Below are 25,569 nucleotides of genomic sequence, written 5' to 3' on the forward strand. Positions count from 1 at the left end.
ACTCCAGCAGAAGCGCTTGACGAGCTGCTGTCACGAATGAAAACACTTGGTGTTGCGACCACCGATTGAGCCCGCCAGGGATGCCGGTCGGAGGTGTGGTTGACGACGAGGTCGATGATCACCCGGATGCCGCGCTGCTTGCAGCCATGCGTGAACTGGACGAAATCACCGAGCGTGCCGTAGCGCGGGTCGACGCCGTAATAGTCGGCGACGTCGTAGCCGTCGTCGTGCTGCGGCGAGGGCTGGAACGGCATCAGCCAGATCGCGGTGATGCCGAGCCCGTGCAGATAGTCGAGCCGGCGCGTCAGCCCCTTGAAATCGCCGATGCCATCGCCGTCGGCGTCCATATAGGTGCCGACCGACAGACAGTAGAACACCGCGTTCTTGTACCAGAGATCGTCGATCATGGACGGCGCCTCGCTGCGCCGCCCGGCCGGCGGCCGGCTTGTTAAGCGGAAGGCCGGCGTCAGGTTCCGGTTCCCGGGTGATCGGCGGGCTTGGGCGACGCCTGGAATCGGTTATGCTGCGGCAATGGAATCGTCCGCCGCCAGGATCAGCCTCGTTCCCACCGACCGCCGCCAGTCGGAGACGGCGCTGGCGATCGCGCGCGGCACCTCGCGCCTGCTGCGCTCGCTCGGCTTTGCCACCATCAGCGAGCTGCCGCTGCCGTCGGGCCGTCGCGCCGACCTGGTGGCGCTGAACGAGCGCGGCGAGATCTGGATCGTCGAGATCAAGTCGTCGGTCGAGGATCTGCGCGCGGATCACAAATGGGAGGACTACCGTGCCCATTGCGACCGGCTGTTCTTCGCCTTCACGCAGGATCTGCCGTGCGATATCTTTCCGCAGGACACCGGCCTGATCGTCGCCGATGCCTATGGCGCCCACCTGCACTGCGAGGCGCCTGAGCACCGATTGCCGGCGCCGACGCGCAAGTTGATGACGGTACGCTTCGGGCTCGCGGCGGCGCAGCGGATCAACCGGCTGATCGACCCGCAGGGCCACGTGGACCTCTAGAGAATCCTCAAATGCGCTCCACTGGACGGGGTTTCCCCGTCTAGGTAGGTGACAGAGGCTCCGTCAGGTCGCGAGTCTCGAGATGAGAGACATCAGCATCGCTGAGAGCCGATCCGCATCACCGCCGGCCTGGCCGATCGCCGTCAGAAATTGGCGGCGACGAGATCGTAGGAGCCCCGGCTGCCGCGGACATAGAGCCGGGCGGCGGCGGCGCAGATCCGCTCGCGGTTGGAATCGAATGCGGTCAGAAAGCCCGACTCGTCGGGGCGGGCGTCGGGCTGCAGGCGTCTCAACGCACCCTCGTCGACGAAGAACGACGCTTCCATCGCGCTGTCATAGCCCCAGAACCGTACGGCACGTCGCGTGCGGTCATAGGAGCGGCTGTGATTTGGAAACTCAATCATGTGTGTGACCGATCAGGTTCGGAGGACACCGCGGTGAGGGCGGACGTCATCCAAGGGGCGTCGTTCGGCAATGGTCGCCGGCGACAAAGGGGTTGCGCGCATCTCAATCGAAAGCCGACGGCAACTCGCCGTGGCGGAAGAAGATCGTCGGCTCATCGTCATAGTCGCCCATGTCGGGATCGCCCGAGGATGAGAACGCGACGACGCCTGCCTTGCTGGACACCAGCCGTTCCGCAGTCCGGCGCGCGCTTGCTTCCGTCTTGCAGGCAATCGGCGTCTCGGCTTTCGCGCGTCCGCCCCGGCCGGCGCTGAACGCCTGAACGACATAGATCGTTTCGCGCGCCATGTTCTGTCCTTTGGACTATCGAGTACGGTCGGCCGCATCGGCACCGCATTGCGCGCGGGAGACCATCCAGACTGATGAGGACCGGAAATCCCCTAGCGCTTCTTCTTGTCACTGGAAAAATCCGGCTGCCATGCTCCGGCCTTTTGGCTCGGCGCTGCGGCAATGCTCTTGGGCTTTTCCTTCTTGGGTTTCTTGGCTTCGCGATTGCCTTTTTGCTGACCTTTGGCCATGTCGGTCTCCTCGACTCGGGTTGGAGCTGGTTCAACGCATCGGACGAGCGCCCCGTCGATCCTGCGTGCGCAGCGTCACTGCCGGTCGGCCGGGCGGCCGTCGTCCACCGGTTGCCGATGCGGGCGCCGCGGTGGTCGGATCTACGAATGCAGTGCGGCAACTGCGAGCGCGAGAAGGATCAGCAGAAGCGGCACGATAATGGGTGGAACGATCCACTCGCTCAGACGAAACTGCGGCATTGGCTACCCCTCGCGTGGTTTGCGGCGGGAGCGCTCGTGACCCTCAGTCACCGGTGAATGCCGTCGGAATGGCGGTGATCGCCATTGATACACCCTGGCCCCTGCAATAGCGAGCACCAAAGCGCAGCGACACGGTCCGATGACGCCACGCCGCTCATCACGTCGTGCTGATGAGAAAGCGGTGGCTATTGCCGGCCGCAAGGCGCATGCTTCGAAAGACTTCGAAGTCGCGACAGCGACAGCCGTTGCGAAAGGTAGGCGCAGATGAGCATCCGCTCGCGGCGCGAATTCGTCACCTTCAAACACCCGTTCCGGATCAGGAGCATCGAGCGTCTCTTGCCCGAGGGCACCTACGAGGTGGTCACGGACGAGGAACTGATCGAGGGATTGTCCTTTGCTGCCTACCGCCGGGTTGCGACAATGATGATGGTCCCGGTCGCCGGTTCGCGCTCCGCTGCCGTCGAGATGCTGTCCATCAGCTCGGTCGATCTTGCAGACGCGCAGCGTGTCGACGCGAGTGCGTCGGATGACTGACGAGCCGCTCGATCTCGACAGGCACCGCGGGATGAGCGCGCAGAAGGCCGTGGACCTCCGTCGCGCGTTGGCAGAGGCCGAAAGTCATGCGCGGGAGCTGCGCGATCGGCAGGCTGTTCTCGAGCAGCACCTGCTCGCCAACGCGGCCGAGTCGTGGCCGGAAGCCGCCGCGAAGGCGCGCTATCTCCTGAACATCTACGCCGCGAGCCTTGCGGAACAGGATACCAGGCATCGGGAGCTGATCGCTGCTGTCCTGGCCGATTTCTCCCGGCTGACGGGGGAGAGCTGACGTCGGGCCGGCGCATCGTGGCGCCTTCCAGATCCACCTGTGAATCCGCCCGCGCCCGATTCAGGACCGTTGCCAGCGCGCGACAACATCCGCTCGTCCCGGCCTCCTGGCAATTTCCCCGGCTCTGCCCGACAATTGCCCCGCATGGGGCGCAACATGCCGGAACATTTTTAAGGCTCGAGCGGTATCCAGCCCAGGGGTGCGGACAGGGACGACAGATGCGACGGGTGGTCTTGGCGTTGACACTGCTCTTCGCGACCGGAGTCCGCGCGGAGGAAATGGCGTTCTACGTCCTGGGCGTGGGCGCCGATTCCTGCGAGCGCTTCATCGCCGCCGCCGAGGAGCAGCCACCCGGCACCTACAAGGCCATCACCAGTGGCGACGGCCCCTACGTCAACGCCATCTCAAAATATCAGCAGTGGATGATGGGCTACGTGTCCGCCATCAACGCGGATCGCGGCGATGAGGGCCGGCAGATCAAGCTCGATCTGACCGAGGTCGACAGCTGGATGCGCAATTGGTGCAGCCGCAACCCGCGGCGCACCGTCTTCCATGCGTTGCAGGCGTTCGTGAAGTCGCATTGACCCGCGGCGAACAAAAAATCCGCCTATTTCGGTGCGCGCTTGGCGAGGATGCGCTGCAGGGTGCGGCGGTGCATGTTGAGCCGGCGCGCCGTTTCCGAGACGTTACGGTTGCACATCTCATAGATGCGCTGGATGTGCTCCCAGCGGACACGGTCGGCCGACATCGGATTCTGCGGCAGCTCGGATTTTTCGCTGGTGGTCGACAGCAGCGCTGCAACGACGTCATCGGCATCGGCCGGTTTGGCGAGATAGTCGACGGCGCCCATCTTCACCGCCGTCACGGCGGTGGCGATGTTGCCGTAGCCGGTCAGCACGATGGCGCGCGCTTCGGGACGCTTGCGCTTCAGCGCCGACACCACGTCGAGGCCGTTGCCGTCGCCCAGCCGGAGGTCGACCACGGCGAAGGCCGGCGCCGCCTTGCCGATCTGTGAAATACCTTCGGCGACGCTCTCGCAGGAGGTCACCGTGAAACCGCGGGTCTCCATGGCGCGCGACAGGCGCTCCAGGAACGGCTTGTCGTCCTCCACGATGAGGAGAGAGCGGTCCGGATGGTTCGTCAGTTCGGCGATGGCGCCCACGGTCATATCCTTGAGAAGAAGGCTCGATGGTTGCGAGACGATCTGGTCCATCCTCATATGGTCTGCCGAGTCGCCGCTGCCAAGATCGCGGGTTGCCGCAGTCTGCGGCGTGACGCCGCGCGGGGCCGGTGTGCTGTATGCCAGGACCGCGCCAGCGGCGGCTGCCCTGGAGGTTTCATTCCGGCTCCGCCTCGCCATCGTCGTCCTCGCTGGCCTCGAAGCGCCGCCGCGGCCAGACGATCTGGACCACGGCGCCATGGTCGGGGAAGGTGCGGTTGCTGAACGAGACCTTGGCTCCGGTTCGCTCCAGCAGGGTGCGGGCGATGAACACGCCGAGCCCGAGGCCGCCGCCCTGGTTACCTCCCGGGCCGTCCTCGGCGCTGGGCCGGCGTGACAGATAGGGCTCGCCGATCCGCTTCAGGATATCAGGCGCAAAGCCGGGGCCGTCGTCGGACACCACGATCTCGACCGTCTCGTTGTTCCACCAGGCGTTCACCTCGACGGCGTTGCGCGCGAAATCGACGGCGTTCTCCAGGATGTTGCCGACGCCATAGAGGATTGCGGGGTTGCGCGAGCCGACCGGCTCCTTGGCCGCGGTCACCGCGACGCGCACCTTGATGTCGACGCCAAAGTCGCGATGCGGTGCGACCGTCTCCTCGATCAAGGTCGACAGCTTCATCCGGTCGTACATCGACCCGATCGAGGACAGCTGGGTGATCTTGCCGAGAATGTCGCGGCAGCGCTGCGCCTGCTCGCGCAGGGTCTTGATGTCGGAGGTGACCTGGCTGTTGTCCTGCAGGGCGCGCTCCAACTCGCGCGAGATCAGCACGATGGTCGCGAGCGGCGTGCCCAGCTCGTGCGCGGCGGCCGCCGCGAGGCCGTCGAGCTGGGTGAGGTGCTGCTCGCGCGCCAGCACCAGCTCGGTCGCCGCCAACGCGTCCGACAGCTTGCGCGCCTCCTCGGTCACCTGGAACGCATAGAGGCTGGTGACCCCGATCGCGAGCGCGATCGAGAGCCAGACACCGAACAGATAGATCGGCGGGAAGATCAGCGGCTCCTCGCCTTCCCACGGCAGCGGCAGATGCATGAAGAACAAGGCGGTGGCGCAGGTGACGGCGAGCAGGCCGAGCATGATCGTCAGGCGGACGGGGAGGGCGGTCGCCGAGATCAGCACCGGGGCGAGGAACATGTAGGAGAAGGGATTCTCCAGCCCGCCGGTGAGATAGAGCAGCACCGTCAGCTCGATGATGTTGAGCGCGAGCAGGCCGCCGGCGTGGGCCGGCTCCAGCAACTGCATCGGGTTGAAGGCGATCTGCAGGCCGAGATTGAGCAGCGCCGAGATGCTGATCACCGCGAGACAGGGCACCACTGGCAGGTCGAACTCCAGGCCCTGCACCACGATGAAGATCGCGCTCAATTGACCGAGCGCGGCCAGCCAGCGCAGCCGCAGGATGGTGTCGAGCCGGACGCGCTGTCGCGGATGGCGATAGTCGGTGTCGGGCGTGTCGATGATCAGGGCGTCGTCGGTCATGACGGGAACCTAATGCCGCGCAAGCACGGCGACAAATCTGGCCCGCCGTTGGTGGCCTGTTGCGGTTTGCGGCACAATGCCTCAATGAACCCCTCCCATGACGCAAGATGACGCAGTGCCGACCCTCTCATCCGATTCCAGCTCGGTTTCCCCCGCGATTGCCGTGTCGCGGCTGACCAAGGTCTACAAGACGACGACCGCTGTCGACGGCGTCTCGTTTGCGATCCGCCGGGGCAGCATCACCGGGCTGCTCGGCGGCAACGGTGCCGGCAAGACCACGACGATTGCGATGATCATGGGGCTGGTGCAGCCGACCTCGGGCGAGGTCGCCGTGCTCGGCCACAGGATGCCGGACGAGGCTGCGGCCGTGCTGGGGCGGATGAATTTCGAGAGCCCCTATGTCGACATGCCGATGCGGCTCACGGTGCGGCAGAACCTCACCATCTTCGGCCGACTCTATGCGGTGGACCACCTCAAGGAGCGGATCGCCGAGCTCGCGGCGCAGCTCGACCTGAGCGACTTCATCGATCGCGCCAATGGCAAGCTCTCGGCCGGGCAGAAGACCCGCGTGGCGCTGGCGAAGGCGCTGATCAACGATCCCGAGCTGCTGCTGCTGGATGAGCCGACGGCCTCGCTCGATCCCGACACCGCCGACTGGGTGCGCGGCCATCTTGAGCGATACCGACAGCGCCGCGGCGCCACCATCCTGCTCGCCTCCCACAACATGCTCGAGGTCGAGCGTCTATGCGACCGCGTCATCATCATGAAGCGCGGCCGCATCGAGGACGACGACAGCCCGGCGCAGATCATGGCACGCTACAACCGCTCGACGCTTGAGGAGGTCTTTCTCGACGTCGCCCGCGGCCGCAACCGGGAGGCGGCGCAATGAACGATCTTTCGCTCCGCATCGCCCCGCACCGGATCGGCGCGATGATCCTGCGCTACTGGTATCTACTGCTGTCGTCCTGGCCGCGGCTGCTGGAGCTGATGTACTGGCCGACCTTGCAGATCATCACCTGGGGGTTTCTGCAGACCTACATCGCCGCCAATGCCGGCTTCTTCGCCCGCGCCGGCGGCACCCTGATCGGCGCGGTGATCCTGTGGGACATCCTGTTCCGCGGACAGCTCGGCTTCTCGATCTCCTTCCTGGAGGAGATGTGGGCGCGCAACATCGGCAACCTGATGATGAGTCCGCTGACCCCGATCGAATTCCTGCTGGCGCTGATGACGATGAGCCTGATCCGGCTGGCCATCGGCATCATTCCGATGACCCTGATCGCGGTCTGGTTCTTCGACTTCAACTTCTACAGCATCGGCCTGCCGCTGATCGCCTTCTTCTGCAACCTGATCTTCACCTCCTGGGCGGTCGGCATCTTCGTGTCGGGGCTGGTGCTGCGCAACGGGCTCGGCGCCGAAAGCATCGTCTGGACACTGATGTTCGCGCTGATGCCGCTGGCCTGCGTGTACTATCCCGTTCAGGTGCTGCCGCACTGGCTGCAACTGGTTGCCTGGTCCCTGCCGCCGACCTACGTGTTCGAGGGCATGCGCGCGCTGCTGGCGGATCACGTCTTCCGGTCCGACCTGATGCTGACCGCGCTCGGGCTCAATGCCGCCCTGCTGCTGGCGTCGTTTGCGGCATTCATTGCTCTCTTGCGCAGCGCACGCCGCGCCGGCTCGCTGCTGGCGGCAGGGGAATAATTACGCTTTTCCCGTGGATTTCCGGGCTTTTTCGTCGCTTTGAGGCACCTTCTCGTACACCACCGCATTGACGCATAATTGCGCATTCGGCAGTATGCTGCGCTGCAGAGAGGTTGAACGAGAATGCCGATAGGTGAGTTTGGCGGTGCACCGCCCCTGGCGTCGGAAGGCAGTCCGGTCCTGACGACGCCGATGTACTGGATGTACGAAATGGCGCACGCCTCGCTCAATCCGGCGCGCGCCGTCACCGACGCCACCAAGATCCTGTTTCAGAATCCGCTCAATCCCTGGGCCCACACCCAGATGGGCAAATCGGTCGCGGCGGCCTGCGAACTGTTCGAGCGCACCACACGCCGCTACGGCAAGCCCGAATGGGGACTCGACGAGACCGAGGTCAACGGCATCCGGACCCCGGTCGAGGTCCGCTCGATCTGGGAAAAGCCGTTCTGCAGGCTGCTCTATTTCGACCGCAAGCTGACCCGCCCCTTGCGCGCGCCGCAGCCCCGGCTGCTGATCGTGGCGCCGATGTCCGGCCATTACGCGACCCTGTTGCGCGGCACGGTGGAAGCGTTCCTGCCGACCCACGAGGTCTACATCACCGATTGGTCCGATGCGCGGATGGTCCCGCTGGCCGAAGGCCGCTTCGATCTCGACGACTACATCGACTATGTCATCGAGATGCTGCGCTTTCTCGGCACCAACATGCACGTCATGGCGGTGTGCCAGCCGGCGGTGCCGGTGCTGGCGGCGGTCTCGGTCATGGAGGCCGAGCGTGACCCGTTTGCGCCGATCTCGATGACCTTGATGGGCGGCCCCATCGACACCAGGCGCAACCCCACCGGCGTGAACAATCTCGCCCAGGAGCGCGGCATCGACTGGTTCCGCAACCACGTCATCACCAAGGTGCCGTTCCCGCATCCGGGCGTTATGCGCGACGTCTATCCGGGCTTCCTGCAGCTGAACGGCTTCATCAGCATGAATCTCGACCGCCATGTCGACGCCCACAAGGCGCTGTTCGCCAACCTGGTGAAGGGCGATGGCGATCAGGTCGACAAGCATCGCGACTTCTACGACGAGTATCTCGCCGTCATGGACCTGGCTGCGGAATATTATTTGCAGACGGTGGAGACGGTGTTCATCAAGCACGCGCTGCCGAAGGGCGAGATGACCCATCGCGGCACCCTGGTCGATCCGTCGAAGGTTACGCGTGTGGCGTTGATGACGGTCGAAGGCGAGAAGGACGATATCTCCGGTCTCGGTCAGACCGAGGCGACGCACGGACTCTGCTCGTCGATCCCGGATCACCGCCGGGTTCACTACGTGCAACCGGGTGTCGGTCACTACGGCGTGTTCAACGGCTCGCGATTCAAGTCGGAGATCGTGCCGCGCATCAACGATTTCATGTTGTCGGCAGCCGATCCGAAGTCGCTGCTCGCCATTGCGGCTGAATGAGCGAAGACGATGGTCACCGCGCATCCGAATCCGGCTGCGCGGTAACCCTTTGAAGGGACGGTCGAAACCGAAACTCAGGAGTGACTCAAGCAGTGAATGTGGCGTCGCTTCTTGAGCGATGCTTTTGAATCTGAATTCATGTTTTCGGGGGCGCGCGAGGCCCAACTGCTAGGGTGCGGAACCTTCTGAACCCCTGTATGTTGGGCAAATGATTTGTTTTTGCGCCGAGCGCTTTCCCTGGCGGTGGATATGGCAAAATCCGGGCGAGCTCTTACCCCCCGGACTGACAGAAATGGCCACTCGCGCGCTACTCTATCGGCGGCCCGCCGAACCCTCGCGTCTTCTCGTCAAGCATGGCTCGCAAATCTACTCGATTAGATTGCGGCGTCACCGTCGTGCGCGACGTTATACCCTGAGAATTCATCCGTCGGATCGCGAGGCGATCCTCACGATGCCGCCGCGCGGCACCATCATCGAGGCGAAAGACTTCGCGCAGCGTCACGGCGCCTGGATCGCAGCCCGTCTAGGACGTCTGCCGAAGGCGGCGCCGTTCCTGCCGGGCACGTTGGTGCCGCTTCGCGGCGTGCCGCACAAGATCGTGCATCGCGCGGGCGAACGCGGCACGGTGTGGACCGAGACGCGAGACAGTGGCGAGAAGATCCTGTGCGTGGCCGGCGGGATCGAGCACACTGAACGCCGCGTGCTCGACTTCCTGAAGCGCGAGGCGCGCCGTGACCTGCAGAAGGCGGCCGACGCCTATGCCGAGCAGCTTGGCGTCAAGGTCAAGCGGCTGTCGATCCGCGACCAGTCCAGCCGCTGGGGCTCGTGCACCTCGGCCGGCTCGCTGTCGTTCTCGTGGCGCCTGATCCTGGCGCCCCCCTTCGTGCTCGATTATCTCGCCGCGCACGAGGTCGCGCATCTGATCGAGATGAACCACTCGCCGCGGTTCTGGAAGGTGTGTGGCCGGATCTGCGCCTCGGTCGAGCGCGCCAAGAAGTGGCTCGACACCTGCGGCAACGACCTGCATCGCTACGGCATCGACGATTGAGGTATCGACGACGGACCGCTCGACGATGTGAATCCCAATGGCCCGGCCGTCTGGTCCGGGCCATTTCTTCGTAGGGTTCCAATCTGCAACGATGAACTCAGAACCCGCCTGCGGACTATCGAATTCTTAAGCCTTCTCGCCTGCAGTCGGAGGATATTGCCCAATTCGGCGGCGCTTTAACGTGGCTGTAACGCTGCGCTCGCCAGATTTACCGCAATCAAACCCAAGGTGACGTCCCAGCGAGCTGCCGGGTCGTTCGCTGCAACCAAAGCGCAGATCGTTTCTCTCGAAACGTGCAGCGCGCCTCGAATCGAACGATGCTTGCAAGCGAGTTCCAACCGGCCGCATCCACACAATTGCTCTCGGCCGCGCTCGACGGTGTTTCCGAGGCGATTCTCTTTCTCGACGCGCAGGGCCACGTCCAGCACGCCAATCGGGCGGCGTCGGTGCTGCTGCGGCGTGAGCCGGCCGCTCTGGTCGGCGCCGACCTCGAAAGTCTGGGTCTGCCCGCGGATCTGATCCCGGCGATCGCGTGCGACGAGACGACCGACGCGCAGCAGGAGGCGGACCAGTCCGACGCCCGCGAAATGACGATGCGCCATGCCGACGGCGGGTGGACCCGCCTCCGCCTGTCGCTGTGCGCGCTCCCGCCGGGCCGGGAGGATCAGCCGGTCCGTTCGCTGCTGTTCATTCGTGACGTGACCACCGAAGTCGACATGCGCGAGCGCAATGCGCTGCTGACGTCGGTCGCCGACCGGACCAACCGGGCCGTCATCGTCACCGATCGCGATCTCAACGTCCTCTACACCAACGCCGCCTTTGCCAGCCTGTTCGGCTACGCGCCTGAACAGGCGATCGGGCGCCGCGCCGAGGAGCTGCTGATCGGCCCCTGCACCGATCCCGCCATCGTCGACCGGCTGAGACAATGCCTCGAGGACGACCGTGGCATCGAAGAGGACGTGCTGGTCTACGACAAGGACGGCCGCGAGATCTGGACGACCGCCTATGTCAAGGCGCACCGGACCAAGCGGGGCAAGGTCAGATATCTGTTCGGGCTGCTCACGGACATCCGGGAGACCAAGCAGTTGCGCTCGCTGCAGCAGTTGATCATGGCGTCGCTGGCGTCCGACGTTTCGATCACGACCATCGCCGATCAGCTGTGCCGCCGGGTCGAAGAGCTCGCTCCGGACGCCGTCTGCTCGATCCTGCACGTCGATTCCGATGGGCACGTACATCCGCTCGGCGGCCCCAGCCTGCCGCCCGCTTATTCGGCCAGCCTCGACGGCGTCGCGATCGGGCCGGACGTCGGCTCCTGCGGCACCGCCGCCTATCTCTGCGAGCCGGTGCTGTCGCACGACATCGATAATGATCCGCGTTGGCAACCCTACAAGGCCGGCCCGCTCGCCGCCGGCCTGCGTGCCTGCTGGTCGTCGCCCATCAAGGGTAAGGATGGCCGCGTCATCGGCACCTTTGCCTTCTACTTCCGTGAATGCCGCGGCCCCAGTCCCTGGCACGAGCAGATCGTCGCCGCCTGCGTCCAGCTCGGTGCGCTCGCCATCGAGCGCCAGGAGGTCCGCTCGACGATCTCACAGGTCGCCTATCACGACATGCTGACGGGCCTGCCGAACCGGGCCCGCATCCCGTCGCTGATCGCCGAAGCCATCAAGGCGTGTCCGGACGGCGGACACGTCGCCGTGGCCTTCCTCGACGCCGACAATTTCAAGGACGTCAACGACACGCTGGGCCATGCCGCCGGTGACGAGTTCCTGGTCGGCTTCGCCAACCGCCTGCGAGCGCAGATCCGCCCCGGCGACATGCTGGGCCGGCTCGGCGGCGACGAGTTCGTGATCGTGCTGCAGAACCGCGATGCCCTGGAAGCCTCGCTCGCGGCCGCGCGCATCACCGCCGCGCTGGCGATGCCGCTGACGATCGGCAAGCGCCAGGTGCCGATGTCGGCGAGCATGGGGCTCAGCCTCTATCCTGATAATGCCAAGGACATCGAGACCCTGATCAAGCAGGCCGACGCGGCGATGTACAAGGCCAAGCGCGGCGGCCGGGCGACCTACCGCTTCTTCAGCGCCGACATCGACAAGCTCGCCGAAGAACGGCTGATGCATTCGACCGCGCTGCGCGAGGCGATCGCCAGCGAGGCCCTGACATTGCACTATCAGCCGCAGATCCGCACCCGCGACGGCGCGATCCACGGCGTGGAAGCGCTGGCGCGCTGGCACGATCCGGTGCTCGGCGAGGTCTCGCCCGCCAAGTTCATTCCGCTCGCCGAGGAATGCGGCCTGATCGAGCAGATCGGCGTGTGGTCGATCAAGCTGGCCTGCCAGCAGATGGCGTCGTGGCGCCGCGCCGGTCTCGACATCCCCTGCATCTCGGTGAACCTGTCGCCGATCAACTTCCAGAACGTCAACCTGGCGGCGATGGTGGCGCAGATCCTGGCCGCCAACGACCTGCCGGCGAAGATGCTGATGCTGGAGATCACCGAAGGCGTCATCCTCAACGAGCGCGCCACCGTGATCGCGACCATGAACGAGCTGCGCAACATGGGCGTCGGCCTGTCGCTGGACGATTTCGGCACCGGCTATTCGAGCCTGAGCCGGCTGGCCCAGCTGCCGATCGACGAGCTGAAGATCGATCGCAGCTTCATGCGCGATTTCGAGAACGACAGCGGCACGCGGGCGATCGTGACCGCGGTCGTGCGCGTCGGCCAGAGCCTCGACGTGGCGGTGGTCGCCGAAGGTGTCGAGACCGAGCCGCAGCGCAAGCTGCTGGCCGAGCTCGGTTGCGATGCAATGCAGGGCTTCCTGTTCGCGCGGCCGATGGCCGCCAGTGCCTTCAGCCGCTGGCTGCTGGACTACAGCGCGCTGCGGGCGAGCCTGATGCTGCGGCAGATCGGGCGCAAACTGGCCCGAGCGTCCGGCGCGGCAACCGCCGAGCCGGCAGCGCGTCCCATCGCCGCAGCCGCCAGCTGAGAAGGGTGCATCCCCTCGCGGATGCGCCTCTCACCTCATCTTCGCCGGCTCAGCGCTTTCCACCGAACAAGCGATCCACCAGCCAGCCGTCGAGACCCGCGGCGGCTTCCGGTCGCGCGTTGCCGCGGCTCGGCGGCGCCGAGCGTGCGCTCGGTGCCGGCGCAGATGGCGCCGTGATCTGTGAGGCGATCTGCGCCAGGGTCGGGACCAGGCCCGAGCCCTGCGCGTTCGGCAGCGCCGCGACCGGCACGCTCTGATGCGCTGATCGCATGAAGCGGGTCCAGACCTCGACGGGCAGGCCGCCGCCGGTCGCCTTCTTGGTCGGCGAGTTGTCGTCATTGCCGAGCCAGACGCCGGTGACGAGATGCGCGGTGTAGCCGATGAACCAGGCGTCGCGGAAATCCTGGCTGGTGCCGGTCTTGCCGGCAGCGATCCAGCCCGGGATCTCCGCCTTCTTCGCGGTGCCGGAGATCAGCGTCTCCTGCATCATCTGATTCATCATCGCCGCGTTGCGCGGCTCGATCACCTGCACCGGCTGCTCGGTCTGGCGCATGTAGAGCAGCTTGCCGTCGAGCGTCCTGATCCGCGTCACCACATGCGGCGAGACGGTGAGGCCGCCATTGGAGAACGGCGCGTAGGCGCCGACCAGCTCGATCATCGACACCTCGGAGGTGCCGAGCGCGATCGACGGGTTGGGATCGAGCTTGGAGGCGATGCCGAGCCGGTGTGCGGTCCGCACCACGTTCTTCGGTCCGACCTCGAGGCCGACGCGCACGGCGACCGTGTTGAGCGACATCGCCAGTGCCTGGGTCAGCGTCACCGGGCCGAAATATTCGCGGGTGTAGTTCTCCGGCTTCCAGCCCTTCAGATCGAGCGGCGCGTCCTGGCGGACCGTGTCCGGCGTCAGGCCCTGCTCGAGCGCGGTGAGATAGACGAACGGCTTGAACGCCGAGCCGGGCTGGCGTTTGGCGGTTACGGCGCGGTTGAACTGGCTGTCGGCATAATTGCGGCCGCCGACCATGGCGCGCACGGCGCCGTCGGGGGTCATCGCCACCAGCGCGCCCTGGCTGACGTTGAACTTGACGCTCTTCGCCGCGAGCTCGTCGATGATGGCCGCTTCCGCCACGCTCTGCAGCTTCGGATCGATCGTGGTCTCCACCACGATCGACTCCTCGACTTGGCCGACGAGGTCGTCGAGCACCTCGCCGATCCAGTCGGCGACGTAGTTGATGGTGCCGGCGCCGGCCGGCTTCACCGCGACGGATGGATGCGCGATCTGGGCCTGCGCCTGGGCCTCGGTGATGAACTTGGCCTCCGCCATCGCCGCCAGCACGGTCTGGGCGCGCTTGGCCGCGCCCTCCGGGTTGCGGTTCGGCGCCAGCCGCGACGGCGACTTGACGAGACCTGCGAGCATCGCGGCTTCGCCGATCGTCACCTGCCGCGCCGACTTGCCGAAATAGCGCTGCGCTGCGGCCTCGACGCCGTAGGCGCCCGAGCCGAAATAGACCCGGTTGAGATACAGCTCGAGGATCTCGCGCTTGGAATATTTGCGCTCCAGCCACAGCGCCAGCTCCGCCTCCTGCAGCTTGCGCGCCAGCGTGCGCTCCTGGGTCAGGAACAGGTTCTTGGCGAGCTGCTGCGTCAGGGTCGAGCCGCCCTGCGACACGCCGCGATGCAGGATGTTGGCGACGACGGCGCGGGCGATGCCGATCGGGTCGATGCCGAAATGCTGGTAGAAGCGGCGGTCCTCGATGGCGATGAACGCCTTCGGCAGATAGGGCGGCAGATCCTTCAGCGCGACGTTGGCGCCGGCCATCTCGCCGCGCTGCGCCAGCATGGTGCCGTCATAGCCCACGATCTCGATCGTCGGCGGCCGCTTGGGGATCTCCAGCGATTGGATCGGCGGCAGATGCGCGCCGGCCCAGATCACGACGCCGACCAGCGCGATCACGCCCCACAGGCCGCAGACCAGCGCCCAGTAGAACATGCGCCCGATCGACATTCCCCAGCGCGACTTGCCACGTCTCGGCTTTGGTTTCGGTGTCGAGGCCTTCGGCTCGCGCGCCGGCACATCGTCCTCGTCGTCGGGCTCGACCGGCCTTTTCTTTGCAGTCTTTGCAACTGACTTCTTGGGCGTGTCGTCGGAGGGAATGCGATCCTTGGGGTCGAGGCGCAGATCGGCCATCGCGGCCGCAAGACCGAATCGCGGCTCCTTGCGTCCGCCGCCCTGTTTCCGTCCCCGCGCCATACGCAACCCGAGCCCGCGACCCCGCCGTCCGACCACGGTAACGTCCGGAGTTTAAGGGGCAGTTAGAAAGACCTTAACGCGTGATTAGGAGTTTCGCGCCGCTAACGCCGCGTTATGGTTAAGCCAAGGTAAACAACAACAGGCGAGGGAGTTCATGGGCCATATCGATCCCACCAAGGAGGTGTTCGCGCAGTTTCGGGAGAACGACCGCCCGGGGCCGATCCACATGCTGAACCTGGTGCGGCTGCGCAGGGAGGCAGCCTATCCCGATGGACGCAAGGTCAGCGGCGCGGAAGCCTATGCCGCCTATGGCCGCGAGAGCGGCCCGGTGTTCGAGCGCCTCGGCGGCCGCATCGTCTGGCAGGGCCGCTTCGAGCTGATGCTGATCGGTCCGCAGGACGAACGTTGGGACCACTGTTTCATCGCCGAATATCCGAGCGTGCAAGCCTTCGTCGAGATGATCCGCGATCCCGTCTATCGCGAGGCGGTGAAGCATCGCCAGGCGGCGGTCGAAGACTCGCGCCTGATCCGCCACGCCGTGCTGCCGGTGGGCAAGAACTTTGGCGAGGTGCCGGCGGTGTAAGTCTGACTACACCCGCAAGATTGGTAGTCCGCAGTCGCCAAGCAAAAGGTACGTTCCCTCCCCCTGTGTGGGGGAGGGCTAGGGAGAGGGGGCGCTCCGGGCGACCGTCTCCGTGGCTACTCCCTCCCGAACCCTCCTCCCCCACAAGGGGGGAGGGAGCGCGGCAGTGGGCTGGGTGAGAGCGAATGCTGATCCAGTGCCGCTTGCACGACACATAAGTTTATGCTTATGTGTTGGCATGATCGAGAGTGACATCTTCAGGGCCCTGGCTGATCCGACGCGATACGCGATCTTCGAGAAGCTGGCGAACGGCAGCATGAATGCCAGCGCGCTTCGCGAGGGTCTGACGATCAGCCAGCCGGCGATGTCCCAGCACCTCGCGGTTCTCCGAAGCGCGGGATTGGTGAGGGAAGAACGGCAGGGTCGCTTCGTCAACTATGAGGTCGATCCGGAGGGCCTGGCGCAGATCGCGCGCTGGCTGGCGAAGTACCGTGCCTACTGGCCGTCGCGGGTCGATGCGTTGAAGGCCGTGCTGAAGGACATGGACCAATGACCGATATCAAGGCTGACCTGCAGAGCGACGATCTGGTGCTCGACTACGAACTGGACGCGCCGCCGGAGAAGGTCTGGCGTGCCATCAGCATTCCTGCGCTGCGCGAGAACTGGCTGCCGCGCGGCGACCTCGCCGATGCTGCGCCAATCTCCGCGACGCCCGGCGAAGAAGTCCGCTACCGGATGCGCGACCACGAACCGCCGTTCCTGGAGAGCATCGTGACGTTCCAGGTCATGCCCAATGCCGAGGGCGGCACCAGGCTCAGAATCATTCACGGGTTGGTCGCCACGACGCTGATGCGGCGGACGCCGTCGGCGGCGAACAGCAACAGGCGCAGCCTGATGCGCGCGGCCTGATTCTCCAAGTCACCGACACCTCACTGAAACCGGGAGCTCGCGCATGCGCGACACGATGCAACTCGTCCCTATGGTCATCGAGCAGTCGAGCCGGGGAGAGCGATCCTTCGACATCTATTCGCGGCTGCTGCGCGAGCGGATCGTCTTCCTCAACGGCGAGGTCAACGATACGGTCTCCGCCCTGGTCTGCGCGCAACTGCTTTTCCTCGAGGCGGAGAACCCAAAGCGGCCGATCCATCTCTACATCAATTCACCCGGTGGCGTGATCACCAGCGGCCTGGCGATGTATGACACGATGCAATTCGTCAAAGCACCGGTGCACACGCTCTGCATGGGAACGGCGCGTTCGATGGGCTCGTTTCTTCTGATGGCGGGAGAGCCCGGCGAGCGGACGGCGCTGCCCAATGCAAGCCTTCACGTCCATCAGCCGCTCGGTGGCTTTCAGGGCCAGGCGTCCGACATCCTGATTCACGCGAGGGAGATGGAGCAGACCAAGCACCGCATGATCAGGCTCTACGCCGAGCATTGCGGGCGCAGCTATGAGGACGTCGAGCGCACCCTGGATCGCGATCACTTCATGACCGCGGACGAAGCCTTGCAGTGGGGCTTGATCGACCGCGTCGTCAAGCAACGCGACCTGGGTGACGTCATCAACGACTGATACTCCCTCGACGCGGCGGCGGATCCTGCCGCAACAGCCGTCGTTACCCGCGATGCGGTCGAATGACCGTCGGCGAGCGCACGCAGCGGCGAACGGGCGCAACCCGTGCCGCAATGCAGAACGGGGCCGCGCCATCGCGCAGCCCCGTACCATCGATGTTGACCGCGTCATTCCGGGGCGAAGCGCAGCATCGAACCCGGAATCTCGAGGTTGGTTCGTCGCTGTCGCGACGCCCTGGAACGACGTCGAGTGCAGCTAGCCCGCCGCGCCCTTGTCCTCCAGGATCGGGCCGAACAGCTCCCAGCGCTCGCCGTTGAACTTCATCATCTGCAGTTGCTTGTTGACGCGATAGTCGGTCGGCGAGGTGTTGATCTTCATTCCCGGTAGCGAGAAGTCGCCGGTTACATCCTTCAGCGACGCCGCCTGCTTCATGACGTTCTCGTGCGTCAGGTTGTCGCCGCACATCTGCAGCACGGTGACCAGGAGCTGCGCGGTCGAATAGCCGTAGGTGTTGAAGTTCGAGTTCTTGTCACCCTCGGGATAATACTTGGCCATGAAATCGAAATAGCGCTTCAGGCCCGGATCGTCCTTCCACTGCGGGTCGAGCGGATCCTTGCCGTAGTTGACGGAGATGACGCCCTTGGCAGCGTCGAGGCCCGCAGGCTGCATGACCGCGCCGACCGAGGTCGCGTTGATGTCGACAATGTGCACGGGGTGCCAATCGAGCTCATGGAGCTTCTTGATCGCCTGCGCGGCTTGTTTCGGCGTCGCGGCCGAGAACAACAGGTCGGCTCCCGCCGACTTGATCTTCAGGATCTGCGAGTCGATGGTCGGATCGGAAACTTCATAGGAGGCTTCGGACACGATCATCGTCGACGCCTTGTCGCCGAGGCCGGCCTTGATGCCGTTCAGGTAGTCCTTGCCGAGATCGTCATTCTGATAGAGCACGCCGATCTTGGCGTTGGGATGCTCCTTCAGAATATACTGGCCGTAGATGCGGCCCTCGGTGAAGTAGTTGGGATTGTACCCCATGGTCCACGGGAAGTTCTTGGGGTCCGTGAACTTGGTGGCGCCGGTGGCGGCGAACAACTGCGGCACCTTCTTGGCGTTGAGGTATTTCTGGACCGCGGCGTTGGACGGCGTGCCGATGATCTGGAAGGTCAGCAGAACTCCGTCGTCCTCGACCAGCTTGCGGACCTGCTCGACGGCCTTGGGCGGCGAATAGGCGTCGTCATACTGGATCAGCTTGATCTTGCGGCCGTTGATGCCGCCCTGCTCGTTGATCATGTTGAAATAGGCGGCCTGGGTCTTGCCGATCGAGGCATAGGCCGAGGCGGGACCCGAGAACGGCACGGTCTGGCCGATCTTGATCTCGGTGTCGGAGGCGCCGGGGTCGTACTTCTTCTGGGCCGAGGCTGACGTGACGGAGAGGGTGACGGCCAAAGCGGCCGCCCCTGCAAGACGGAAATATCCCTGTCGCATGGGGTCTATCGTTCCTCCTGATTTGTTATGCGGCTGGTCTGCCCGACCGGGGCGCCATCGCTGGGAGGGAGTGTGGAGGAAGGGCTGGGCGGACGCAAGGCGAGGGGAGCACGGGTGCGGCGGTTCCGTCGATGTCGCTATGATGAGCCCAACTGGCTCAACAAGTTCGGTGTCGTCCCGGCCAAGCCCGGCGTCGCGCAGCGACGTCGGGCGCAGAGCCGGGATCCATGGCCACAGGCCGTCGTATGGCTACGGCTCGGAGTGGCGATCCTGCCCCAAAACGCTGCCTGGGATTATGGGCCCCGGATCGGCGCCGCGACGCGCTTGTGCGCGTCACGGCTTGTCCGGGACGACACAGAGGATGGAGATACAGCCCGGCTCAGCCCGCGAGCCAAACCAGCACCAGGCCGATCGTGGCCGGCACGCTCTGGATGAACAGGATCTTGCGGCTGGCGGTGGCGGCGCCATAGAGCCCGGCGACGAGCACGCAGAGCAGGAAGAAGATCTTGATCTGGAACGCGAAGGCCGGCGTCGGGTGCGCCAGGCCCCAGAACAGGCCGGCGGCGAGGAAGCCGTTGTAGAGGCCCTGATTGGCGCCGAGCACCTTGGTCTGCTCCGCGCGCTCCGGCGTGTTGTTGAACGCTCTCAAGCCGGCCGGTTTGGTCCAGAGAAACATCTCGAGTACCAGAATGTAGACGTGCAGCAGGCCGATCAGCCCGACGACGATGCCTGCAATCAATGCCATGGTTCGGCTCCCCCAAGCCTGCGTGGGCCGGCGCTGGTGCCGGTCCCCTCGTTCAAATCGAGCTCCGAGCGGCTCAGGGCCGCGCGATGGTCGCTCATGCCGCCGGTTGAGCGGCCGCGTCGTCATTCGCCAGCAGATGCAGCAGCGCGCTCTTGATCGCGGCCTGCCGGGTCGGCGCGTTGATCTGCGCGCCCAGCAGGTCGGTGACGTAGAACACGTCGCGGGCGCGTTCGCCGAAGGTCGCGACATGGGCCGAGGCGATGTTGAGATTCAGCTTCGAAATCGCGGTGGTCAGCTCGTAGAGCAGGCCGGGGCGGTCCAGGCCGGAGACCTCGATGACGGTGTAGAGCTCCGACCATTGATTGTTGATGGTGACCTCCGGCTCGACCGAGAACGCCTTGTGCTGCTTGCCCCGCGTCGTCCGCCGCGCCACGGCGTCCGGCAGCCGCAGCTTGCCCTCCAGCACCTGCTCGATGGTCTCGCCGATCCGCGTCGCGCGGCGGCCTTCGTCCTCGTCGCGCTCATATTCGCGGGAGATCGCGATGGTGTCGAGCGCGCGCCCGTCGGTCGTGGTGTAGATCTGGGCGTCGACGATGTTGGCCCCGGCGGAGGCGCAGGCGCCGGCGATGATCGACAGCAGCCACGGATGGTCCATCGCGAAGATCGTCAGCTCGGTCACGCCGCGCGCCGGATCGAAGCCGACATTGATCGCGAGCTTGTGGCCGGCATCCTCGCTCGATCGCACGAAGCGGGCATGGCGGATCTTGCGCGGCAGCTCGACCTTGAGCCAGTAGGCCGGATAGTGCCGGCCGATATAGGTGTTGAGCTCGTCCTCGGGCCAGTCGGTGAAGGCGTTGCGGAATTCGGCCTGCGCCGCGGTGATGCGCTTGGCGCGGTTGACCTCGGAGAAGCCGCCGGTCAGTACCGGCTCGGTCTCGTAATACAGCGTACGCAGCAGCTGCGCCTTCCAGCCGTTCCAGACGCCGGGGCCGACTCCGCGGATGTCGGCGGTGGTCAGGATGGTCAGCAGCTTCATCTGCTCGACGGACTGCACCACGGCGGCGAAATTCTCGATCGTCTTGCGGTCCGACAGGTCGCGCGACTGCGCCACCGTCGACATCGTCAGATGCTCCTCGATCAGCCAGGCGACCAGTTCGGTGTCTGCATTGTTGAAGCCGAGCCGCGGGCACAGCCGGCGCGCGATCTTGGCGCCGGCGATGGAATGGTCCTCGGGCCGCCCCTTGGCGACGTCGTGCAGCAGCACGGTGATGTAGATGACAGCGCGGTGCTCGGGCCGGATCTTGCGCATCAGGTCGGAGGCCAGGGTGAACTCGTCGATGCCGCCGCGCTCGATCTCCTGCAGGAACCCGATGCAGCGGATCAGGTGCTCGTCGACCGTGTAGTGATGATACATGTTGAACTGCATCATCGAGACGATGCGGCCGAAGGCGCGAATGAAGTGGCCGAGCACGCCGGTCTCGTTCATCCGCCGCAGCACGACCTCGGCATCGTTGGAGGTCAGGATCTCCATGAACAGCCGGTTGGCCACGGGATCGTCGCGCAGCTCGGTGTTGATCAGGTTCAAAGAGCGCGTGACCGCGCGCATCGCGTCGGGATGGAAGGCGAGGTTGTGCTTCTGCGCCAGCCGGAAGATGCGGATCAGATTGACCGGATCGTGCTTGAAGACGTCGGGCGCGGCGAGGTTGATGCGGTTGTTGTCGACGATGAAGTCGTCGCTCTCCGGCACGCGCCGCCAGGTGGCGCCGGTGGTCAGGCGCGAGATCATCCGGCTCAGCACCGGCGCCGGCTTGGCCTGCTGGTCCTCGAGCTTGGCGCACAGGATGGCGGTGAGATTGCCGACCTCCTTGGCGACCAGGAAGTAGTGCTTCATGAAGCGCTCGACATCCTGCATGCCGGGATGGCTGGTGTAGCCCAGCCGCACCGCGATCTCGCGCTGCAGGTCGAACGACAGCCGTTCCTCCGGGCGCCCACTGACGAAATGCAGGTTGCAGCGCACCGACCACAGGAAGTCCGCGCAGCGCCGGAAGGTGCGGTACTCGTGCGCGTCGAACACGCCGCGCTCGACCAATTCGGCGGTCTCGCGCACGCGGTAGACGTATTTGGCGATCCAGAACAGCGTGTGCAGGTCGCGCAGGCCGCCCTTGCCGTCCTTGACGTTGGGCTCGACGAGATAGCGCGACTGGCCGCCGCGGCGGTGCCGCTCCTCGCGCTCGGCGAGCTTGGCGGCGACGAACTCGGCTGCGGTGCCCTGCACCACCTCGCTGTCGAAGCGCGCGACCAGCTCGTCATAGAGCGGCCGGTCGCCCGCGAGATAGCGCGTCTCCAGGATGGCGGTGCGGATGGTCATGTCGCCGCGCGCCTGGCGGATCGACTCGTCGACCGAGCGGGTCGCGTGGCCGACCTTCAATCCCATGTCCCACAGCGAGTACAGAATGGCTTCGGCGACCTGCTCGCCCCAGGCGGTCTGCTTGTAGGGCAGGATGAACAGGAGATCGATGTCGGACTCCGGCGCCATCAGGCCACGGCCATAGCCGCCGGTGGCGACGACCGCCATGCGCTCGGCGCCGCTCGGCACCTGCGAGCGATAGAGGTGCTGGGTGGCGGCGGCGTAGAGGATGCGAATGATCTCGTCCTGCACGAAGCAGAGCTGCTCGGCGCAGCGCCGGCCGTGGCGGTCCTTCAATAGTTGCGCCTGGGCCGCCGCGCGCGCCTTGACCAGCTCGGCCTTGAGGAATTGCACCACGGCGGCGCGGAACATGTCCTCGCGTCCCGAATGCTGCGCGGCCAACGCGTCGACCGCAGCCGCGATGCCGGCGCTGTCGAAATCGGAAAGGCTATCAGGGTGGGAATGGGGGGCGACGCTGTCCATGGATGCAACCGGATATCGAACAAGGCCTGTGCTGTCACGAAACTTCCAATGCAACAATCGATCCATGCTGTCATCGGTGCTCACGGGATGATGATCGTTCTGAACGGCGCCGTCGAAAGGAAAAGCAATTCTCGCGCGCCCCTGGCATAACTCATTGAAACAACAGCAATGTTTCTTGAGGGTTGGAGGGGTGACGATGGGTGGATTGTCGAGGCGCGGATTTGCTGCGGTTGCGGCCGTGGTTCTACTGGGATGCGGCGCTGCACGCGCAGCCGAGCCGGTGAAGGAGATCCGCTTGGATTGGGCGACCTACAATCCGGTGTCGCTGGTGCTGAAGCAGAAAGGACTTCTGGAGAAGGAGTTCGCCAAGGACGGCATCAGCATCGTCTGGGTGCAGTCGGCCGGCTCCAACAAGGCGCTCGAATTCCTCAACGCCGGCTCGCTCGATTTCGGCTCGACCGCCGGCTCCGCCGCGCTGGTCGCCCGGATCAACGGCAACCCGATCAAGTCGGTCTACGTCTATTCGCGGCCCGAATGGACCGCGCTGGTCACGGCCAAGGATTCCAAGATTGCCTCCGTGGCCGACCTCAAGGGCAAGCGGGTCGCGGTGACCCGCGGCACCGATCCGCACATCTTCCTGGTGCGCGCGCTGCTGTCGGCGGGCCTCACCGACAAGGACATCACGCCGGTATTGCTGCAGCACGCCGACGGCAAGGCGGCGCTGATCCGCGGCGACGTCGACGCCTGGGCCGGGCTCGATCCGATGATGGCGCAGGCCGAGGTCGAGGAGGGCGCCAAGCTGTTCTACCGCAAGGCCGACGCCAACACCTGGGGCATCCTGAACGTGCGCGAGCAGTTCCTGAAGGATAATCCGGAGATCGTCCGCCGCGTGCTCGCCACCTACGAGGTCGCGCGCAAGGACGCGCTGGCCAACTACGACGACCTCAAGAGGACCTTCATCGCCGTCACGAAGCTGCCTGAGACGGTGGTCGACAAGCAGCTCAAGGAGCGCACCGAGCTGACCCACAGCCGCATCGGCGCACCCCAGCGGGAGTCGATCCTCGCCGCGGGCCTCGCTTTGCAGCAGGCCGGCGTCGTCGATGCGAAGGTGGATGTGAAGGCCACGCTGGACGCCCTGATCGACGACCAGGTCCCGCTGCCGACGAACTAGGGCTTGCACGGCTCGGGCAATAGGCCGCTGCGCCAAATCGCCTATGCCAAGAGCCGGCGATCAAAAACCGGTGTCGTCCCGGACAAGCTCGCCAACGCGATGGCGTTGGCGGGCGCAGATCCGGGACCCATACTCCGTGACGCCTGTTGTTGACCACGCTGGAGCGGCATCTCGCTCCACAACGACCGCCGCGGAGTATGGGTCCCGGCGCAAGGCCGGGACGACAGCGAGTTTTGGGGCGCCGTCCTTGGCCTCCATCGCCATCCGCCCCCACGCCTTGCATTCGCACCCGAGCGCTGTTCTCACTATGACCATGACCGTCGAACTCCAGGCCCCCGCCGCGGCGGCCACACCGCAGACCGCCAGCCAGCCATGGCTCACGCGGCTGATGCGCCCGCTGCTCGGCTTGCTGCTGCCGCTGTCGCTCGCACTCGCCTGGGAGCTTGCCGTCCGGGCCGGCTGGTCGAACGGCCGGCTGGTGCCGCCGCCTTCGAAGGTCTTCACCACCATCGCCGAGCTCGCCCGCTCCGGCGAACTCTCCCGCCACATCACGATGACCTTGACCCGCGTCGGCATCGGCTTCGGCCTCGGCGTCGCCGCCGGCACGCTGCTCGGCGGCATCTGCGGCTATTGGGGGGTCGCGCGCCGGCTGGTCGATCCGACGATCCAGGCGCTGCGTGCGATCCCGTCGATCGCCTGGGTGCCGTTGTTCATCCTATGGCTCGGCATCTTCGAGACCTCCAAGGTGGCGCTGATCGCAGTCGGCGTGTTCTTCCCGGTCTATCTCGGCCTGACCGGTGCCATTCTTTCGGTCGACCGCAAGATCGTCGAGGTCGGCCGCGTTTTCCGCCTGTCCGGACCGGCCATGATCCGCCGCATCCTGCTGCCCGCGGTGCTGCCGGCCTATGTGGTGGCGCTGCGCGTCGGCCTCGGCCTCGGGTGGATGTTCGTCGTTGCCGCCGAGTTCATGGGCGCCTCCGAAGGGCTCGGCTACCTCCTGATCGACGGCCAGCAGCTCGGCAAGCCGGCACAGATCGTGGCGGCCATCGTCATCTTCGCGATCATCGGCAAGGCCACCGACTGGCTGCTGGAGATATCAACCGCGCCGCTGTTGCGCTGGCAGGACAGTTTCGTGCGCCAGAGCGGGGCGGCCTGATGCTGCAGCTCGCATCCGTCACCAAGGTCTATCCCAACGGTGTCCACGCGCTGGATCGGTTCTCGGCCGGGATCCAGCTCGGCGAGATCATCGCCATCATCGGCGGCTCCGGCTGCGGCAAGTCGACGTTGTTGCGCACCATCGCCGGGCTCGACCGCGCCAGCGCCGGCGCCGTGACGCTCGACGGCGACGCGATCATTGCGCCGCATCCCAAGGTCGGCATCATCTTCCAGGAGCCGCGGCTGCTGCCGTGGCTCTCGGTCGCCGACAACATTGGCTTCGGCCTGTCCGAGCTGCCGGCGGCCGAGCGTCGCGACCGTGTCGCCCGCGCGCTGCAACGTGTCGGCCTCGCCGACAAGGCCAAGGTCTGGCCGCGCGAACTGTCCGGCGGCCAGGCGCAACGCGTCGCGATCGCCCGCGCATTGGTGGCGCAGCCGGAGGTGCTCCTGCTCGACGAGCCGTTCTCGGCGCTCGATGCCTTCACCCGCAAGGACCTGCAGGATCATCTGCTCGATCTCTGGACTGATACGCGCCCGACGCTGGTGCTCGTGACCCACGACGTCGAGGAAGCCGTGGTGCTGGCCGACCGCGTGCTGGTGATGCGGCCGCATCCCGGCCGGCTGTTCGAGGAGATCACCATCAATCTGTCGCGGCCGCGCGACCGCAACGCGCCCTTGTTCGAGCAGTTCAAGCGGCATGTCTTGACCGCGCTGGACCGCTCGCTCGACCGGACGATGCCGGACACGCAGGGCAGGCGTGAGCCCGGCGGCGGCCTGTGGTGGTGACTTTGGCGGC

At 65.6% G+C, this 25,569-nt stretch carries 26 protein-coding genes; 16 read left to right on the forward strand and 10 right to left on the reverse strand.

Annotated features, from left to right (window positions below; translation table 11 throughout):
* A partial coding sequence (locus QW887_RS26735) for an alpha-amylase family glycosyl hydrolase (protein WP_316195382.1) occupies positions 1–407 on the reverse strand: 407 nt, incomplete at its 3' end.
* Positions 408–531: 124 nt separating this feature from the next.
* On the opposite strand from QW887_RS26735, the gene QW887_RS26740 reads away from it, so the two are divergent.
* Complete coding sequence (locus QW887_RS26740; RefSeq protein WP_315715132.1) at positions 532–1,014, forward strand: MmcB family DNA repair protein; 483 nt, start codon at positions 532–534, stop codon at positions 1,012–1,014.
* A gap of 143 nt (positions 1,015–1,157) precedes the next feature.
* Here the strand turns inward: QW887_RS26740 and QW887_RS26745 are convergent, their stop codons facing one another.
* From QW887_RS26745 to QW887_RS26755, 3 genes are all read right to left on the reverse strand, one after another.
* Positions 1,158–1,418 carry a DUF1488 domain-containing protein gene (locus QW887_RS26745; protein WP_315715133.1) on the reverse strand — a complete coding sequence of 87 codons (261 nt, stop codon included), beginning with the start codon at positions 1,416–1,418 and terminating at the stop codon, positions 1,158–1,160.
* A 103-nt stretch (positions 1,419–1,521) separates the two neighbouring features.
* The gene (locus QW887_RS26750) at positions 1,522–1,764 is read right to left on the reverse strand and encodes a hypothetical protein (RefSeq protein ID WP_315715134.1); all 243 of its coding nucleotides are present in this window, start codon (positions 1,762–1,764) and stop codon (positions 1,522–1,524) included.
* Positions 1,765–1,856: 92 nt separating this feature from the next.
* Complete coding sequence (locus QW887_RS26755) at positions 1,857–1,994, reverse strand: hypothetical protein (RefSeq protein ID WP_172115158.1); 138 nt, start codon at positions 1,992–1,994, stop codon at positions 1,857–1,859.
* Positions 1,995–2,498: 504 nt separating this feature from the next.
* Here QW887_RS26755 and QW887_RS26760 point away from each other — a divergent pair.
* The 3 genes from QW887_RS26760 to QW887_RS26770 all read left to right on the forward strand — a co-directional run bounded on the left by QW887_RS26760 (position 2,499) and on the right by QW887_RS26770 (position 3,641).
* The gene (locus QW887_RS26760) at positions 2,499–2,768 is read left to right on the forward strand and encodes a hypothetical protein (protein ID WP_172115156.1); all 270 of its coding nucleotides are present in this window, start codon (positions 2,499–2,501) and stop codon (positions 2,766–2,768) included.
* Positions 2,761–3,057: a hypothetical protein gene (locus tag QW887_RS26765; protein WP_315715135.1), complete on the forward strand. Its 297-nt coding sequence runs from the start codon at positions 2,761–2,763 to the stop codon at positions 3,055–3,057. The genes QW887_RS26760 and QW887_RS26765 overlap by 8 nt, the downstream gene beginning before the upstream one ends.
* Positions 3,058–3,275: 218 nt before the next feature.
* Positions 3,276–3,641: a hypothetical protein gene (locus tag QW887_RS26770; RefSeq protein ID WP_315715136.1), complete on the forward strand. Its 366-nt coding sequence runs from the start codon at positions 3,276–3,278 to the stop codon at positions 3,639–3,641.
* 23 nt (positions 3,642–3,664) lie between these two features.
* Here the strand turns inward: QW887_RS26770 and QW887_RS26775 are convergent, their stop codons facing one another.
* Together QW887_RS26775 and QW887_RS26780 are read right to left on the reverse strand one after the other, a co-directional pair.
* Complete coding sequence (locus QW887_RS26775; protein ID WP_315715137.1) at positions 3,665–4,219, reverse strand: ActR/PrrA/RegA family redox response regulator transcription factor; 555 nt, start codon at positions 4,217–4,219, stop codon at positions 3,665–3,667.
* Between the two features lie 175 nt (positions 4,220–4,394).
* Positions 4,395–5,750: an ActS/PrrB/RegB family redox-sensitive histidine kinase gene (locus QW887_RS26780; RefSeq protein ID WP_315715138.1), complete on the reverse strand. Its 1,356-nt coding sequence runs from the start codon at positions 5,748–5,750 to the stop codon at positions 4,395–4,397.
* Between the two features lie 97 nt (positions 5,751–5,847).
* Here QW887_RS26780 and QW887_RS26785 point away from each other — a divergent pair, with 97 nt between their 5' ends.
* The 5 genes from QW887_RS26785 (at position 5,848) to QW887_RS26805 (ending at position 12,929) form a co-directional block, all read left to right on the forward strand.
* Positions 5,848–6,639 (forward strand): ABC transporter ATP-binding protein, encoded by a 792-nt coding sequence (locus QW887_RS26785; RefSeq protein WP_315715139.1) that lies wholly within the window; start codon positions 5,848–5,850, stop codon positions 6,637–6,639.
* Positions 6,636–7,448: an ABC transporter permease gene (locus tag QW887_RS26790; protein WP_315715140.1), complete on the forward strand. Its 813-nt coding sequence runs from the start codon at positions 6,636–6,638 to the stop codon at positions 7,446–7,448. The genes QW887_RS26785 and QW887_RS26790 overlap by 4 nt, the downstream gene beginning before the upstream one ends.
* 123 nt (positions 7,449–7,571) lie before the next feature.
* Positions 7,572–8,900, forward strand: a complete 1,329-nt coding sequence (locus tag QW887_RS26795) for a polyhydroxyalkanoate depolymerase (RefSeq protein WP_315715141.1) — start codon at positions 7,572–7,574, stop codon at positions 8,898–8,900.
* Between the two features lie 208 nt (positions 8,901–9,108).
* Entirely contained in the window at positions 9,109–9,948 is an 840-nt protein-coding gene (locus tag QW887_RS26800) for a SprT family zinc-dependent metalloprotease (protein WP_315715142.1), read from the forward strand.
* Between the two features lie 317 nt (positions 9,949–10,265).
* Complete coding sequence (locus QW887_RS26805) at positions 10,266–12,929, forward strand: EAL domain-containing protein (RefSeq protein WP_316166290.1); 2,664 nt, start codon at positions 10,266–10,268, stop codon at positions 12,927–12,929.
* 49 nt (positions 12,930–12,978) lie between these two features.
* Here the strand turns inward: QW887_RS26805 and QW887_RS26810 are convergent, their stop codons facing one another.
* On the reverse strand, positions 12,979–15,177 hold the full coding sequence (locus tag QW887_RS26810) for a penicillin-binding protein 1A (protein ID WP_315715144.1): 2,199 nt from the start codon (positions 15,175–15,177) through the stop codon (positions 12,979–12,981).
* A 154-nt stretch (positions 15,178–15,331) separates the two neighbouring features.
* On the opposite strand from QW887_RS26810, the gene QW887_RS26815 reads away from it, so the two are divergent.
* The 4 genes from QW887_RS26815 to QW887_RS26830 all read left to right on the forward strand — a co-directional run bounded on the left by QW887_RS26815 (position 15,332) and on the right by QW887_RS26830 (position 17,330).
* Entirely contained in the window at positions 15,332–15,760 is a 429-nt protein-coding gene (locus QW887_RS26815; RefSeq protein WP_315715145.1) for a DUF1330 domain-containing protein, read from the forward strand.
* A 238-nt stretch (positions 15,761–15,998) separates the two neighbouring features.
* The gene (locus QW887_RS26820) at positions 15,999–16,313 is read left to right on the forward strand and encodes a metalloregulator ArsR/SmtB family transcription factor (RefSeq protein ID WP_315715146.1); all 315 of its coding nucleotides are present in this window, start codon (positions 15,999–16,001) and stop codon (positions 16,311–16,313) included.
* Entirely contained in the window at positions 16,310–16,669 is a 360-nt protein-coding gene (locus QW887_RS26825) for an SRPBCC domain-containing protein (protein ID WP_315715147.1), read from the forward strand. The genes QW887_RS26820 and QW887_RS26825 overlap by 4 nt, the downstream gene beginning before the upstream one ends.
* A 43-nt stretch (positions 16,670–16,712) precedes the next feature.
* Positions 16,713–17,330, forward strand: a complete 618-nt coding sequence (locus QW887_RS26830) for an ATP-dependent Clp protease proteolytic subunit (protein ID WP_315715148.1) — start codon at positions 16,713–16,715, stop codon at positions 17,328–17,330.
* Between the two features lie 255 nt (positions 17,331–17,585).
* Here the strand turns inward: QW887_RS26830 and QW887_RS26835 are convergent, their stop codons facing one another.
* The 3 genes from QW887_RS26835 to QW887_RS26845 all read right to left on the reverse strand — a co-directional run bounded on the left by QW887_RS26835 (position 17,586) and on the right by QW887_RS26845 (position 22,447).
* Positions 17,586–18,812, reverse strand: coding sequence for an ABC transporter substrate-binding protein (locus QW887_RS26835; protein WP_315715149.1), 1,227 nt, complete (start codon positions 18,810–18,812; stop codon positions 17,586–17,588).
* A gap of 379 nt (positions 18,813–19,191) precedes the next feature.
* A complete protein-coding gene (locus QW887_RS26840) occupies positions 19,192–19,557 on the reverse strand; it encodes a DUF1304 domain-containing protein (RefSeq protein ID WP_315825557.1) in 366 nt (121 codons plus the stop codon).
* Positions 19,558–19,651: 94 nt separating this feature from the next.
* Positions 19,652–22,447 carry a [protein-PII] uridylyltransferase gene (locus tag QW887_RS26845; protein ID WP_316174428.1) on the reverse strand — a complete coding sequence of 932 codons (2,796 nt, stop codon included), beginning with the start codon at positions 22,445–22,447 and terminating at the stop codon, positions 19,652–19,654.
* A gap of 196 nt (positions 22,448–22,643) precedes the next feature.
* Here QW887_RS26845 and QW887_RS26850 point away from each other — a divergent pair, with 196 nt between their 5' ends.
* From QW887_RS26850 to QW887_RS26860, 3 genes are all read left to right on the forward strand, one after another.
* Positions 22,644–23,618 carry an aliphatic sulfonate ABC transporter substrate-binding protein gene (locus QW887_RS26850; protein WP_316195386.1) on the forward strand — a complete coding sequence of 325 codons (975 nt, stop codon included), beginning with the start codon at positions 22,644–22,646 and terminating at the stop codon, positions 23,616–23,618.
* Positions 23,619–23,925: 307 nt separating this feature from the next.
* Complete coding sequence (locus QW887_RS26855) at positions 23,926–24,774, forward strand: ABC transporter permease (protein ID WP_316195388.1); 849 nt, start codon at positions 23,926–23,928, stop codon at positions 24,772–24,774.
* Positions 24,774–25,559 carry an ABC transporter ATP-binding protein gene (locus tag QW887_RS26860; protein WP_316195389.1) on the forward strand — a complete coding sequence of 262 codons (786 nt, stop codon included), beginning with the start codon at positions 24,774–24,776 and terminating at the stop codon, positions 25,557–25,559. The genes QW887_RS26855 and QW887_RS26860 overlap by 1 nt, the downstream gene beginning before the upstream one ends.
* Positions 25,560–25,569 lie beyond the last annotated feature (10 nt).

The sequence above is a fragment of the Bradyrhizobium sp. SZCCHNRI3052 genome, from assembly GCF_032484895.1.
Taxonomy (GTDB): Bacteria; Pseudomonadota; Alphaproteobacteria; order Rhizobiales; family Xanthobacteraceae; genus Bradyrhizobium.